Annotated in this window: 10 protein-coding genes; 3 read left to right on the top strand and 7 right to left on the bottom strand. The window is 69.3% G+C overall.

Features of this window, described 5'->3' with window-relative positions; genetic code table 11:
- Positions 1 to 517: hypothetical protein (locus AC31A1_RS01720; protein ID WP_489651445.1), on the top strand; the 517-nt coding region annotated here is incomplete at its 5' end.
- A 17-nt stretch (positions 518 to 534) separates the two neighbouring features.
- Here AC31A1_RS01720 and AC31A1_RS01715 read toward each other — a convergent pair.
- Positions 535 to 1,689, bottom strand: a complete 1,155-nt coding sequence (locus AC31A1_RS01715) for a betaine/proline/choline family ABC transporter ATP-binding protein (RefSeq protein ID WP_489651444.1) — start codon at positions 1,687 to 1,689, stop codon at positions 535 to 537.
- Between the two features lie 129 nt (positions 1,690 to 1,818).
- Between AC31A1_RS01715 and AC31A1_RS01710 the strand changes: the two genes are divergently transcribed.
- On the top strand, positions 1,819 to 4,953 hold the full coding sequence (locus tag AC31A1_RS01710; RefSeq protein WP_489651443.1) for a family 78 glycoside hydrolase catalytic domain: 3,135 nt from the start codon (positions 1,819 to 1,821) through the stop codon (positions 4,951 to 4,953).
- Here AC31A1_RS01710 and AC31A1_RS01705 read toward each other — a convergent pair.
- From AC31A1_RS01705 to rhaI, 6 genes are all read right to left on the bottom strand, one after another.
- Positions 4,926 to 5,594, bottom strand: coding sequence for a LutC/YkgG family protein (locus tag AC31A1_RS01705; protein WP_489651442.1), 669 nt, complete (start codon positions 5,592 to 5,594; stop codon positions 4,926 to 4,928). The genes AC31A1_RS01710 and AC31A1_RS01705 overlap by 28 nt on opposite strands.
- Positions 5,591 to 7,078 carry a LutB/LldF family L-lactate oxidation iron-sulfur protein gene (locus AC31A1_RS01700; protein ID WP_489651441.1) on the bottom strand — a complete coding sequence of 496 codons (1,488 nt, stop codon included), beginning with the start codon at positions 7,076 to 7,078 and terminating at the stop codon, positions 5,591 to 5,593. The genes AC31A1_RS01705 and AC31A1_RS01700 overlap by 4 nt, the downstream gene beginning before the upstream one ends.
- On the bottom strand, positions 7,075 to 7,866 hold the full coding sequence (locus AC31A1_RS01695; protein WP_489651440.1) for a (Fe-S)-binding protein: 792 nt from the start codon (positions 7,864 to 7,866) through the stop codon (positions 7,075 to 7,077). Before AC31A1_RS01695 ends, AC31A1_RS01700 begins: the two co-directional genes overlap by 4 nt.
- 132 nt (positions 7,867 to 7,998) lie before the next feature.
- On the bottom strand, positions 7,999 to 9,450 hold the full coding sequence (locus AC31A1_RS01690; RefSeq protein ID WP_489651447.1) for a rhamnulokinase: 1,452 nt from the start codon (positions 9,448 to 9,450) through the stop codon (positions 7,999 to 8,001).
- An 8-nt stretch (positions 9,451 to 9,458) separates the two neighbouring features.
- A complete protein-coding gene (locus tag AC31A1_RS01685; RefSeq protein ID WP_489651439.1) occupies positions 9,459 to 11,498 on the bottom strand; it encodes a bifunctional aldolase/short-chain dehydrogenase in 2,040 nt (679 codons plus the stop codon).
- A gap of 139 nt (positions 11,499 to 11,637) precedes the next feature.
- Positions 11,638 to 12,798: an L-rhamnose isomerase gene (gene rhaI, locus AC31A1_RS01680; RefSeq protein WP_489651438.1), complete on the bottom strand. Its 1,161-nt coding sequence runs from the start codon at positions 12,796 to 12,798 to the stop codon at positions 11,638 to 11,640.
- A 262-nt stretch (positions 12,799 to 13,060) separates the two neighbouring features.
- Between rhaI and AC31A1_RS01675 the strand changes: the two genes are divergently transcribed.
- Positions 13,061 to 14,578 carry a sugar ABC transporter ATP-binding protein gene (locus AC31A1_RS01675; RefSeq protein ID WP_489651437.1) on the top strand — a complete coding sequence of 506 codons (1,518 nt, stop codon included), beginning with the start codon at positions 13,061 to 13,063 and terminating at the stop codon, positions 14,576 to 14,578.
- Positions 14,579 to 14,621: the final 43 nt, after the last annotated feature.

Below are 14,621 nucleotides of genomic sequence, written 5' to 3'. Positions count from 1 at the left end.
GGGCATGGGGGCGATCGCCAAGGGGCTCGACGCGGAGTTGGCCCGGCGCGGGCTGCCGCCGTACGCGTCCGTGCCGGAGCGGGACTTCGGGGCGGCGTTCGAGGAGAAGCTGAGCCCGTCCATGTACGGGTTCGACGCGCTGTGCCGTGCCCGACTGACGCCTGCGGAGCATAAGTTGATCGGCGGCTGGTCGGTGCTGGTGCCGGTCTCGCTCGACGAGGAGATACGGCTGCCGATCGGCTCCGCGTACACGGACGAGACGGTGATCGCTGGCGCACCTCAGGTGCTCGCCCTCGCCGAGCGGCTGGCCGCGGCACTCGAACTGCCCGTCGAGATACCGGAGGCGTCCGGGAACCTCGCCCTCACCTTCTGGTTCCTGGAAGGCGAGGCGGAGCAGTTCGCCGCCGCGCGGCCCGGCCGCTGGAGTGAGGATCTGGACACGGCCTTCTACGTGTCCCTGTACCTGCGCGCGGCCCAGCACTCACTGCGGCAGGGGTGCCCCATGACCTACTCCTGAGCCACCGAGCGAGATCCTCACGCATCCGCTACCGAGTCGAAGTCCACCTGCCCCCGGGGCACCCCAAGCGCGTCCGCGTCCACGGACCGCCGTAGCGCCTCGTGCAGTTTCGCCGGAGTCAGGACTCCCAGGAAGCGTGCCCCGTCCAGCACGGCGACCCACCCGGCGTCGTGCTGGAGCATCACACCGAACGCCTGCTTCAAGGGGGCGCCCACCGGTACCCACGCGTTCATGCGGTGGGCGAGTTCGCCGACCGTGCCCCCCGCCGTGAGCTCGTCGGCCTTGACCCAGCCCTGCAGTTCGCCTTGCTCGTCGAGGACCACCGCCCATCTGGCGCCCTCCACCCGCAGCCGGTCGGCGGCCCGCCGCGCCTGCTCGTCCACGCGGGCGACCGGCGGCTGTTCCAGGTCGTCGGGCTCGATCTCCGTCACCGACAGCCGCTTCAGCCCCCGGTCCGCGCCCACGAACTCGGCGACATACGGCGTCGCCGGGGTGCCGAGCACCGCGCCGGGGGTGTCGTACTGCTCGATCCGCCCCTGCCCGTACACGGCGATACGGTCGCCGAGCCGTACCGCCTCCTCGATGTCGTGCGTGACCAGCAGCACCGTCTTGCGCACGGCGGCCTGCATCCGCAGGAACTCGTCCTGCAACTGCTCCCGCACCACCGGGTCGACCGCGCCGAACGGTTCGTCCATCAGCAGCACCGGCGGATCGGCGGCGAGCGCCCGTGCCACACCGACGCGCTGCCGTTGCCCGCCGGAAAGCTGCTCCGGATAGCGCGGACCGTACGTCTTCGGGTCCAGGCCCACCAGATCGAGCAGTTCGGCGGCCCGGGCCCGGGCCTTCGCCCGTTTCCAGCCGACCAGGGACGGCACGGTCGCCGTGTTGTCGAGGATCGTGCGGTGCGGGAAGAGGCCCACCTGCTGGATGACGTATCCGATACGGCGGCGCAGTTGCACCGGGTCGACGCCGGCGATGTCCTCGCCGTTCACGAAGATCCGGCCGGAGGTGGGCTCGATGAGCCGGTTGACCATCATCATGGTCGTCGTCTTGCCGCAGCCGGACGGGCCCACCAGCGTGACGAGTTCACCCTCGTTCACCTCGAAGGACAGCTCGTCCACGGCCGTCGTACCGTCCGGGTACCGCTTGCTGACCTGCTCGAACCGGATCATGTCCTCACGCTAACGGCGCCGGTTCGCGGCCGCCCTTCAACAGCGTCCCACCGGCTGGTGACGCGGGCATGCGGACCCTGGAATGATCCGAAGCACCTCCATCTCCCGGCGGGCCGAAGGGACAGCGGCATGAACGACGGAGTCGACGGACTCGACGCGACGGCCCGCGACGGAAGGCTGCGCCGCCGCACGTTGCTCACCACGGCGGCCGCCCTGAGTACCGTCCCCGCGGCGATGGCGGGAGACAACGGCGGCGGAGGAACCGCCTCAGCCGACACCACGGTGTCGGGCCTGACCGTGGAACACCGCGTCGACCCGCTCGGCGTCGACGCGGCACACCCGAGATTCGGCTGGCGCATGGCGTCCACCGCGCGGGGCCGCCACCAGTCGGCGTACCGGATCAAGGTCGCCACCTCGCCCCGCCACCTGACCCACGGCAGCGCCGACGTGTGGGACAGCGGCCGTGTCGACTCGGCGGACTCGGTCGCCGTCCGCTACTCCGGCCCCGAACTGCGCGCCTCCACCCGCTACCACTGGACGGTGACGGTGTGGGACGAACACGGCCGCGCCGTCACCGCCGCACCCGCCGCCCACTTCGAGACCGGCCTGCTCAGCACGGACGGCGTCACCGGCTGGGACGGTGCCCAGTGGATCAGCATGGCGGGCAAACGCCCGAACACCGCCGGCGCACCACTCCTGCGCAGCCAGACGCCACTGACGGGCGGGCAGGTGACCGAGGCCCGGCTGTACCTCTCCGCACTCGGTGTGTACGACGCCTACGTCAACGGCCGACGCGTCTCCGTGCCCCAAGGCGACGGCACCACGTACGAGTTCATGGCCCCGGGCTGGACCAACTACGACACCACCGTCAACTACCTCACCTACGACGTGACGGACCTGCTCGCGGACGCGGCGCAGGTCACCCTCGCCGCCGTGCTCGGCAACGGCTGGTACAACGGCCGCATCGCCGAGAACAGCACTCACTACTCGGCCGACGGCAACCCCCTGGCCCTCAAGGCGAAACTCCTCGTCCGGTACGCCGACGGCTCCACCCAGACGATCGTCACCGCACCCGGCGCCGACTGGAGGGCCACCGACACCGGCCCCTACCGCACCGACGACATCTACGACGGCCAGTTCTACGACGCCCGCAAGGAACTCCCCGGCTGGACGGCGAACGGCTTCGACACCTCGGCCTGGTCGGCCGTCGAGGCCCAAGACCCTTTCCCCGACGCCCAGTTGGTCGCCTATCCGGGTGAGAGCGCCCGCCTGATGCCCGAGTGGGACCGCACGCCGCACTCCGTCACCGTCTACACGGGAGTCACGGGAGCCGCGGGTCAGGAAGGCGGCAGCGCGAACGGCAAGGGCCGTATCGTCGTCGACCCCACCCGCACGGTCACCGACCCCGTGCGGGCGTCCACCGTCTCCGTCACCCTGCACCCCGGCGACACCGCCGTCATCGACCTCGGTCAGAACCTGGTCGGTGTGCCCCGCTACACCCTGCGCGGCCCGGCGGGCGCCCAAGTCGCCTTCAAGCCGGGGGAGATGCTCAACGACGACAGCCCCGGCGCCGACGGACCCGCGGGCTCGGTCTACCGCGCGAACCTCCGCACCGCCGAGGCCACCAGCACCTACATCCTCAAGGGCGACCCGGCGGGCGAGACCCACCAGGACGCGCTGACGTTCTACGGCTTCCGGTACGTCTCCGTCGCCACGACCGAGACCGTCACCCTCGTCGACCTCACGGGCAGGGTCGCCACCTCCGCCCTCCACGACATCGGCACCATCACCACCGACGACACGGACGTCAACCAGCTGATCGGCAACGTCCGTTGGGGCCAGCGCGGCAACTACCTCTGGATCCCCACCGACTGCCCACAGCGCGACGAACGACTCGGCTGGACCGGCGACACCCAGCTCTTCGCCAACACCGGCCTGTACAACACCGACGCGGTCCCCTTCCTCAGCCACTTCCAGGACACGCTGATCGACTCACAGCACAACTACGGCGCGGGGAAAGCCCAGTTCCCGTGGGTCGCCCCCGGCCACCGCTTCAGCCAGCCGCTCCCGGCCAGCGGCTGGGCGGACTGCGGGGTCGTCGTGCCGTGGACGGTGTGGCAGATGTCCGGTGACACCACGATCATCGACCGCAGCTGGGCGTCGATGACCAAGTACCTGGACTGGATCCAGCAGCGCACCGGCGACACCTACGCCGGCCAGGGTGCGGTCTTCGGCGACTGGCTCGCCTTCCAGATCACCAGCACCCAGCTCATCAGCGACGTCTACTACGGCTACAGCGCCCGCCTCATGGCGGACATGGCCCGCGCCACCGGCCGCACCGCCGAAGCGGCCACCTACGAGCGGTTGTTCACCCACATCAAACGGGCCTTCATCGCCAAGTACTTCGCCACCGACGCCCTGACCGGACAGCTCACTGTCCGGTCGAGCCTCGGCGACCCACCGCCCCACACCCCCGGCAACAGCGCCGGCAAGACCGAGGACGACACCCAGACCGCCCTGCTCTGGATCCTCAAACTCGGCTTCTACGACAGCGAGTCGCAGCACCGCCAACTGGTCACCCTGCTCACCGACAACATCGGCAACAGCCCGGCCTACAAGGCGGCCCACCCCGACAGCACCCGCGTGGAGTACCCGGAGAACACTCTCGCCGTGGGCTTCCTCGGCGTGAACGTCATCGCCCCCGTCCTCACCGACGAGGGCCGCGCCGACCTCGCGTACAGCCTCCTCCACCAGAACGCGATGCCGTCCTGGCTGTACTCGGTGGCCAACGGCGCCACCACGGTCTGGGAGCGCTGGAACTCGTACTCGAAGCAGGACGGCTTCGGCCCGGTCGACATGAACTCGTTCAACCACTACGCCTACGGCGCGATCATGGAGTGGATGTACGAGAGCATGGCCGGCATCGCCAAGGACCCCGAACACCCGGGCTTCAAGCACTTCTTCCTCCGGCCCCACATCGACCCGACCGGCAGGATCACGAAGGTGCGGGGCTCACACCTCTCTCCCTACGGCGAGATCGTCAGCGAATGGGCCACACGGGAAGGCGAGTTGACGTACCGGGCGGTCGTCCCCGCCAACAGCACGGCGACCCTGCGCATCCCCACCGCCGATCCGTCGACCGTCCACGAGGGCGAACGGCCCCTGGCCGAGGCGCTGGGCGTGGAGTTCCTCGGCTTCGCGGACGGCACAGCCTCCTACCAACTGCCGTCCGGCACCTACGAGTTGACCTCTACGCTCGCCTGACCGCCCACCAGCACCACCTCCAGGGTGCGCGGACCGTGCACCCCCTCGACCCGGTCCAGCTCGATGTCACTGGTCGCGGAGGGACCCGAGATCCAGGTCAACGGGCGTGCAGGATCAAGGCGTTGGAGCGCCTGCGGGACCGAGGACACCACCTGCTCCGGCACCCGTACGACACAGATGTGATGGTCGGGGACGAGCGTGATCCGGCGGCGGCCCTGGTCCGGGCCGCCGTCCAGGACGATGGTCCCGGTCTCGGCGACGGCCACCGCACACGCCGTGACCACACTGTCGACCCGGTCCAGCTCGGCGGGGGTGCTCTCGGCCCGGTCCGCGACCTGTTCGACCTCGGCCGCCGCTAGCCACGAAGGCTCAAGACCTGGCGGTACGACGACGGACTTCGAGCCCCGCTGGGCGAGCAACCCTGCGATCACAGCGGCCAGTTCGGCGTCCGTGCACCGGTGTACAAGGGCGCGGTAGTCGGCGAGATTCTCGGCGAGCAGATCCACTGTCCGCTCGACACTCCGGTCCCCGTGCTCGCGCAGATAACCACGGTCGAAGGCCTGGTCGTAGGGCGTGTCGTCCTTCGGCACATCCGCGAGCGCGCGCTCCACGCGGCCCAGAATCCGTTCCCTGCTGCTCACTTGGCCTCGTCCTTTCCACCGTGCGTGCGCTGCCACCAGTCGCGGAACGGCTCCGCCGGTACGGCGGGCAGGTCCCGGGTGCCGGTCCACGCCTTGCCGGGGCCGGGCAGCGTCCGTGGATGGAAGCGCCGGGTGCGGGACGCCAGCCGCTGGCCGGTGCGCAGGGCGCCCGGGTGGGTGAACGTCCAGCGGGCCGCCCGCATCGCCGCGCGCTCGGCGGCATGGCCCTTGGCGGGTTGCAGGACGACCTTGTTGCCCTCGCGGATCACCGGCCCGCCCTCCACGATCCGCTCCCGCAGATGCACCAGCACCTCGGGGATGTCGATGGCGACCGGGCACACCTCGTAGCAGGCACCGCACAGGGAGGATGCGTACGGCAGTGAGGCGTCGATCTCGCTTGCCGTGCCCCGGAGTTGGGGGCTGAGGATCGCGCCGATCGGGCCCGGGTACACCGAGCCGTAGGCGTGACCGCCGGCCCGCTCGTACACCGGGCAGACGTTCAGGCAGGCCGAGCAGCGGATGCAGCGCAGGGCCTGGCGGCCGACCTCGTCGGCGAGGGTGTCGGTGCGGCCGTTGTCGAGCAGGACCAGGTGGAAGGTGCGCGGTCCGTCCCCGTCCGTCGTACCCGTCCACGTGCTGGTGTACGGGTTCATGCGCTCGGCGGTCGAGGAACGGGGGAGGGTCTGCAGGAACACCTCCAGGTCCTGCCAGGTGGGCACGATCTTCTCGATGCCGACGACCGAGATCAGCGTCTCGGGGAGGGTGAGGCACATCCGGCCGTTGCCCTCGGACTCCACGACGACGAGCGTGCCGGTGTCCGCGACCATGAAGTTGGCGCCGGAGATGCCGACTTTGGCCCGCAGGAACTTCTCGCGGAGGTGGAGACGGGCGGCCTCGGCGAGTTCGGCGGGCGTGTCGGTCAGCCCGTCCGGCGCCGGGCGGCCCCACTCGCTCATCTCGCGGGCGAAGATCTCCCGGATCTCACCGCGGTTGCGGTGGATCGCGGGGACCAGGATGTGCGAGGGGCGGTCCTTGCCCAACTGCACGATCAGCTCGGCGAGATCGGTCTCGTAGGCGCGGATGCCCGCCGCCTCCAGGGCTTCGTTGAGCCCGATCTCCTGCGTGGCCATCGACTTGACCTTGACGACCTCCGACTCGCCCGTCTCCTCGACGAGTCGGGTCACGATCCGGTTGGCCTCGTCCGCGTCGGCGGCCCAGTGGACGATGCCGCCCGCCGCCGTCACCGACTCCTCCAACTGGACCAGATACCGGTCGAGATGACGGAGGGTGTGGTCCTTGATCTGCTTGCCGGCCTCGCGCAGCGCGGCCCAGTCGGACAGCTCCGCCACGGCCTTGGCCCGCTTGGCGCGGATCGTGTGGGTGGCGTGGCGCAGATTTCCGCGCAGGGTCTGGTTGTTGACGGCCTCGTGGGCGGCTACAGGGAAGGCCGGGAACGCGGGCATCCCGACGAACGTCTCGCTCATGCGCCCGCCTCCTCTTCCGTGACGGCTCCGGTGCCGACTTCCGTGGTGCCTTCGGTCGCGGCCAGAATCTCGGCGATGTGCACGGGCCGCATCTCGGTGTGGAGCCGGGCCATCGTGCCGCCGATGTGCATGAGACAGGAGTTGTCCGCCGCGCACAGCACCCCGGCGCCCGTCGACTCGGCGTTGCGCACCTTGTCGGCACCCATCGCCGCCGAGACATCGGGGTTCTTCACGGCGAAGGTCCCGCCGAACCCGCAGCACTCGTCGGCGCCGGGCAGCTCGACCAACTCCAGCCCCTTGACGGCCTGGAGGAGCTTGAGCGGCCGGTCGCCGAGCCCGAGGCTGCGCAGCCCGTGGCAGGTGGGGTGATAGGTCACCTTGTGCGGGTAGTAGGCCCCGACGTCCGTCACCCCGAGCACGTCCACGAGGAACTCGGTCAGTTCGTACGTCTTCGGCACCACCGGCGCCAACGTGGTGGCCAGGGTGTCCCCGCGCCCCTCGGCCCGGGCCCGCTCGCCCATGCGCGGATACAGCTCCCGCACCATCGCCCCGCACGACCCGGACGGCGTGACGATCGCCTCGTACTCCCCGAAGACATCGGAGAAATGCCGGGCGAGCGGCTCGGCCTCATGGCGGTAACCGGTGTTGTAGTGCGCCTGCCCGCAGCATGTCTGCGCCATCGGGAAGTCGACCTCGACGCCCAGCCTGGTCAGCAGTTTCACCACGGCGCGCCCGGTGTCCGGATACAGCGTGTCGTTGACGCAGGTCAGGAACAGAGCGACACGCATCGCGGCTCCTTAGTGGTCGATCATCGGATGGATGCAGCGTAGTCGGAGGCCACCGTCTCGGGGAGCCCCCGGTTCATCGTGCGGCGAGCCGAGCTTCCGAATCGGGGGTCATCGGGCTCGGGGACCCCTGGTTCACCGCGCGGCGAGCCGGGCCTCCGCCGCTCGCCACCGGGCGGTGTCGCCCTGAGGTTCGTAACGGGTCGACGGCTGGGTACGGGCGAGCAGCCCCCGCATCCCGGCCAGGTCACCAACACGCCCGTGGGCTCGCGCCTGGACGAGCACGTTGCCGAGGGCCGCGGCCTCCGTCGGACCGGCGACCACCGGCAACCCACAGGCATCGGCGGTCAGTTGGCACAACAGCGCGTTGCGGGTACCGCCCCCGACGATGTGCACGACGTCGACCGGATGACCGGCGAGTTCCTGGGCCTCGCCGACCGCCCGGCGATGGGCGAGCGCGAGGGAGTCGAGAATGCAGCGCGTGATCTCCGCCCGGGACTCCGGCACCGGCTGCCCCGAACCGCGACACGCGTCGGCGATCCGCTCGGGCATCCGCCCCGGCGCCAGAAACCCCGCGTCGCCCGCGTCCACGACCGACCGCAGCGCCGGCACCCGGGCCGCCCCGCGCAGCAACTCTCCCAACTCCGGCTCGCCCCATGCCCGTACACACTCCTGAAGCAGCCACAGCCCCATGATGTTGCGCAGATACCGGACCGTGCCGTCGAGCCCCAACTCATTGGTGAAGTTGGCGGCACGACTGGCCTCGCTGAGCACGGGCGCGTCGAGCTCCAGCCCGGCGAGGGACCAGGTGCCGGTGCAGATATAGGCGAACCGCTCCTCAACCGCCGGAACTGCGGCGACAGCTGACGCCGTGTCATGCGAGCCGACCGCCGTCACCGGCACGGGCCCCCGAAGCCCCGTCTCCTCCACCACCTCGTCCCGCAACACCCCCGCAGGATCGCCCGGTTGCCGCAACGACGCGAACAGCCCGAGGTCGATACCGAGGCGGGAGGCGATGCCGTACGCCCAGTCGCGCGTCCGGGGATCGATGAGTTGGGTGGTGGAGGCGTTGGTCAACTCGGTGCCCTGCTCACCGGTGAGCCAGTAGGACACCAGGTCGGGGATGAGCAACAGCCGCTCGGCGTGGGCGAGTTGGGCGGAGTCGCGAGCGGCGGTCAGCTGGTACAGCGTATTGAACGGCGCGTACTGCAACCCGGTGGACGAATACAACTCATCCACGGGCACAGTCGCCCACACCTTCTCGGCGACCCCCTCCGTGCGGGCGTCCCGATAGTGCACGGGATTGCCGAGCAAGGCTCCGTCCGCGTCCAACAGCCCGTAATCGACAGCCCAGCTGTCGATGCCGACCGAGTCGAGCCGCCCGCCGGTGACCGCGCCGGCAGCCCGGAGCCCGTCCAGGACGCCGGCGTACAGCGCGAGGATGTCCCAGCGCAGCCCCTCAGGGGTGCGGACGGGCCGGTTGGGAAAGCGATGGGCCTCCGCCAACTCCAGGGAGTCGGGCCCGACGCGGCCGACCATGACGCGCCCACTGGACGCACCGAGGTCGACCGCGGCGTACACGTTCACGTCAGCGCTCACCGAAGGAAGGCGGCCGCAACGCCGGCGTCGACCGGGACGTGCAGCCCGGTGGTGTGGGTCAAGTCCCCACCGGTGAGGGCGAAGACGGCGTTGGCGACATGCTCCGGCAGCACCTCACGCTTGAGGATGGTCCGCTGGGCGTAGAACTCGCCGAGCTTCTCCTCCTCGATCCCGTAGGTCGCCGCCCGCTGCGCACCCCAACCACCCGCGAAGATGCCCGAACCGCGCACGACACCGTCCGGGTTGATCCCGTTGACCCGGATACCGTGCTCACCCAACTCGGCGGCGAGCAGCCGTACTTGATGGGCTTGGTCGGCTTTGGTGGCCGAGTAGGCGATGTTGTTGGGCCCGGCGAACACGGCGTTCTTGGAAGCGATGTAGAGGATGTCGCCCCCGAGCCCTTGCGCGATCATCGCCCGGGCAGCCTCACGAGAGACGAGGAAGGAACCACGGGCCATGATGTCGTGCTGCAGATCCCAGTCCCTGGCCGAAGTCTCCAACAGGGGCTTGGAGATGGAGATGCCGGCGTTGTTGACAACGAGATCGACCCCGCCGAAGGCGAGCAGCGCGGCCTTGAAGGCGTCGGCGATCTGCCCCTCGTCCGTTACATCGACAGTGACGGCCACGGCCTTGTCGGAACCACCGAGTTCCTGGGCGACGGAGGCCGCGTTCTCGGAGTTGAGATCGGCGATCACGACGCACGCGCCCTCGTCGACCAGCCGCCGCGCGATCGCCTTGCCGATCCCACTACCCGCACCGGTCACGACCGCGACCCGCGTGGCGAGCGGCTTGGGCTTCGGCATCCGCTGCAACTTGGCCTCTTCCAGGGCCCAGTACTCGATACGGAACTTCTCCGACTCCTCGATGGGCGCGTACGACGACACCGCCTCGGCGCCACGCATCACGTTGATGGCGTTGACGTAGAACTCGCCTGCCACGCGGGCCGTCTGCTTGTCCTTGCCGAAGGAGAACATGCCCACGCCTGGGATCAGCACGATCGCCGGATCGGCACCACGCATCGGGGGGGAGTCGGGCAGGGCGTGCCGCTGGTAGTAGGCGGCGTACTCCTCGCGGTAGGCGGCGTGCAGCTCCTTCAGCCGCGCGATCGCCTCGTCCAGCGGAGCGGTGGGCGGCAGATCGAGAACGAGCGGCCTGACCTTGGTCCGCAAGAAGTGGTCGGGACACGATGTACCGAGCGCAGCGAGCCGGGGATGCTCGGCCCGCGCAAGGAAATCAAGAACGACCTCGGAGTCGGTGAAGTGCCCGACCTGCGCCCGGTCTTGAGAGGCGACAGCACGGACGTACGGCGCGAGCGCGGCGGCCCGCTCCCGCCGCTCACCGTCGCCGAGCGCACCGTACCCCTCGATGACGGGCCCGAAGGGCTCGGGCCTCCCGCGCTCGACGAGGAACGCCTCGGCGGTACGAATGATGTGCAACGAGTTCCGCTCGCATTCCTCGGAACTAGCACCCCACGCGGTGATCCCGTGCCCCCCGAGCACACACCCGGTGGCCTGCGGATTGGCCTCCTTGACGGCGGCGATGTCCAGCCCCAGCTGGAACCCGGGCCGCCGCCACGGCACCCACACCACGGAGTCCCCGAAACACTCGGCGGTCAGCTTCTCCCCATCGGCGGCACAGGCCAGCGCGATCCCGGAATCGGGATGCAGATGATCGACATGAGCCGCGTCCACAAGCCCATGCATGGCGGTATCGATGGAGGGCGCCGCACCCCCCTTTCCATGCAGGCAGTAGTCGAACGCACCCACCATCTCGTCCTCGCGCTCGACCCCCGGATACACATCGACCAGCGCCCGCATCCGATCAAGCCGCAACACGGCCAGCCCGCCCTCGGTGAGCGTCCCGAGATCCCCTCCGGACCCCTTCACCCACATCAGCTCGACATCACCCCCGGTCACGGGATCGGTATCGGTGCCCTTGGCGGATGTATTGCCGCCGGCGTAGTTGGTGTTGCGAGCATCAGCGCCGAGTCGATGTGAGCGGGCGAGGAGCGCGTCGGCTTGGGGGTGCGGTGCCATGAACTTCCAGTCCTTTTCGAGAGAGGGCGAGCGCATTACCTTCAGGGGCGCGGGGCTGTATCGATATGCGGCTCCGCCGCGTGGGCGCGACCAGCCACATACGACCCGCACCCCGCAACAAACAGAACCTGGCAGACGCTTACGCTCCCCACCCCGCCTGCTGCCCCCCAACCCGCTCAGCAACAATCCGCTCCTGCCACCCACTGGCGCGGTACGCCGCAATGGGGTCAGGGGCAAGCCCCTGCTCTTCGCGCAGTTCCCTGAGCAACGGCCGCACATCCGTGTTGTACGCGTCCATCACCACGGCATTGGCCTCCAGCACATCGCCGGCCCGCTGCGCAGCAGCCAACGCGACGGAATCCACCAGCAACGCCTTCGCCGTCGCTTCCTGCACATTCATCACCGACCGAATGATCGCCGGAATCTTCGCCTCGATGTTGTGACACTGATCCAGCATGAAGGCGACATCCGCGGTGAACCCCCCACCCCGGATCACCTCGTACATGATCCGGAACAACTGAAACGGATCGGCCGCCCCCACCATCAGGTCATCGTCCGCATAGAACCGGGAGTTGAAGTCGAACGCCCCGAGCTTCCCCTCCCGCAACAACGTCGCGACGATGAACTCGATATTGGTGCCGGGCGCATGATGCCCGGTGTCGACGACCACCTGCGCCTTGGGCCCGAGCTTCAGACAGTGCGCGTACGCAGTACCCCAGTCCGGCACATCCGTCGAGTAGAACGCCGGCTCGAAGAACTTGTACTCCAGCAGCATCCGCTGCCCGTCCCCAAGCCGCTCGTACACCGCGGCCAGCGCCTCCGCCAACCGATCCTGACGCGCGGAAAGATCATCCTGACCCGGATAATTCGTCCCGTCCGCGAACCAGAGCTTCAGATCGGCGGAGCCCGTCGCATCCATGATGTCGACACACTCCAGCAGATGATCCAGCGCCTTGCGCCGCACCACCGCATCGGGATGACACACGCTCCCGAGCCGGTAGTCGTCGTCCTGGAACGTGTTGGAGTTGATCGCGCCGAGCTTCAGCCCGTGGTCCTGCGCGAACTTCCCCAGCGCCCCGAAGTCGTCGACCCGGTCCCACGGGATGTGCAGGGCCACGGTCGGCGCCACGCCGGTGAACTCGTGGACCTTCGCCGCGTCCTCCAGCTTCTCCTGCGGGGTCCGAGGAACGCCCTCCTGGGCGAAGACCTTGAACCGGGTCCCAGAGTTCCCGTACGCCCACGACGGCGTCTCGACTGCCTGGGTCTGGAGAGCGGCCTTCACCGCGGCGAGATCGGTCACTTGAGGGCTCCTGTGACATGCGACGGAACGGCGTATGTATGAAACGATTCAGAGAGCGAAGTTATGAGCCTCCCGAAGGGGTGTCAAGCCCTACGGCGAACCCTGTGGCCCGTGACTTCAATGTGACCTTTGGCTATCGAAAGTTTTTCGACGCGGACCCATTGACGTGACAAGGCTGGCGCGCCTAACGTCCCGGCAACCAAGTTGAAACCTTTCACGACGCTGTGAGGGCCTACCCGCCGGCGTCGTCGAGGAGCCCCTCATGACCCACCCGTCAGACGCGGGTCCGGCCCCGGTGCTCGCGCTCAAGGGCATCTCCAAGTCCTTCGGCGCGGTGCGCGCCCTGCGGGACGTGTCCCTCGAACTGTTCCCCGGTGAGGTGCACGCACTCGCCGGAGAGAACGGCGCGGGCAAGTCCACTCTCATCAAGACCCTCGCCGGTGTGCACCGGCCCGACACCGGCCAGGTGCTGCTCGACGGCGCGCCCGTCCTCTTCCACGGCCCCGGCGACGCCCGCGACGCGGGTATCGCCGTCATCTACCAGGAACCGACCCTCTTCCCCGACCTGTCGATCGCCGAGAACATCTTCATGGGCCGCCAGCCCCGCCGCGCGCTGGGGCGTATCGACCACAAGGCCACGTACGCGGCGACCGCCGCCCTGATGAAGCGGCTCGGCGTCGAACTCGATCCCGACCGCCCGGCGCGCGGACTGTCCATCGCCGACCAGCAGATCGTGGAGATCGCCAAGGCGCTCTCCTTCGACGCCCGCGTCCTGATCATGGACGAACCGACGGCCGCTCTCACCGGCAGCGAGGTGGCCCGCCTCTTCGGCGTGGTCCGCACCCTGCGCGAACAGGGCGCCGCCGTCCTGTTCATCTCGCACCGCCTGGAGGAGATCTTCCAGATCTGCCAACGCGTCACCACTCTGCGCGACGGCGCCCTGATCTCCAGCGAGCCGATCGACGGCATGACCGAGGACGATCTCGTACGACGCATGGTCGGCCGCGATCTCGACGAGCTGTACCCCAAGCAGGACGTCGAACCAGGCGAAGTCGCCCTGAGCGTCAAGCGGTTGACCCGCGAGGGCGTCTTCACCGACGTGTCCTTCGACGTACGGCGCGGCGAGATCGTCGGTCTCGCCGGGCTCGTCGGCGCCGGCCGCACCGAAGTCGCGCGGGCCGTCTTCGGCATCGACCGCTGGGATGCCGGCGGGGTCGAGGTCGACGGCAGGTCGCTGACGAACGGGGCCCCTTCGACCGCGATGGCCGCGGGCCTCGCCCTGGTCCCCGAGGACCGGCGCGCCCAGGGCCTCGTGATGGACATGTCCATCGAGCGGAACATCGGCCTGACCGGCCTGCGTACGACCGTCAGGGCGGGCCTCGTCGACCGGGGCGCCGAGCGCAGCCGTTCCCTCGACTGGGCGGTGAAGCTGCACGTCAAGTACGCGCGGATCGCCGACACCGTCAACACCCTCTCCGGCGGCAACCAGCAGAAGGTCGTCCTCGCCAAGTGGCTGGCCACCGGCCCGAAGGTGCTGATCGTCGACGAGCCGACCCGTGGCATCGATGTCGGCACCAAGGCCGAAGTGCACCGGCTGCTCAGTGAGTTGGCCGCCGACGGGGTCGCCGTCCTGATGATCTCCTCCGATCTGCCCGAGATCCTCGGCATGGCCGACCGCGTGCTGGTGATGCACGAGGGCCGCCTCACCGCCGAGATCCCCCGTTCCGAAGCCACCGAGGAAACCGTGATGGCCGCAGCCACCGGGAGGGCCGCCGCATGAACGAGGCCTTCATGACGACCGCAGCTTTCGGGAGGGCCGCCGT

It is taken from the genome of Streptomyces sp. P5F9 (genome assembly GCF_057961495.1).
This window is presented reverse-complemented; position numbering and strand designations above follow the sequence as displayed.

Excerpts from the sequence above, each read along its gene's own strand:
- AC31A1_RS01685 (WP_489651439.1), bottom strand. The coding sequence starts at position 11,498 with ATGGCACCGCACCCCCAAGCCGACGCGCTCCTCGCCCGCTCACATCGA.
- AC31A1_RS01700 (WP_489651441.1), bottom strand. The coding sequence starts at position 7,078 with ATGAGCGAGACGTTCGTCGGGATGCCCGCGTTCCCGGCCTTCCCTGTA.
- AC31A1_RS01715 (WP_489651444.1), bottom strand. The coding sequence starts at position 1,689 with ATGATCCGGTTCGAGCAGGTCAGCAAGCGGTACCCGGACGGTACGACG.
- AC31A1_RS01695 (WP_489651440.1), bottom strand. The coding sequence starts at position 7,866 with ATGCGTGTCGCTCTGTTCCTGACCTGCGTCAACGACACGCTGTATCCG.
- AC31A1_RS01675 (WP_489651437.1), top strand. The coding sequence starts at position 13,061 with ATGACCCACCCGTCAGACGCGGGTCCGGCCCCGGTGCTCGCGCTCAAG.
- AC31A1_RS01710 (WP_489651443.1), top strand. The coding sequence starts at position 1,819 with ATGAACGACGGAGTCGACGGACTCGACGCGACGGCCCGCGACGGAAGG.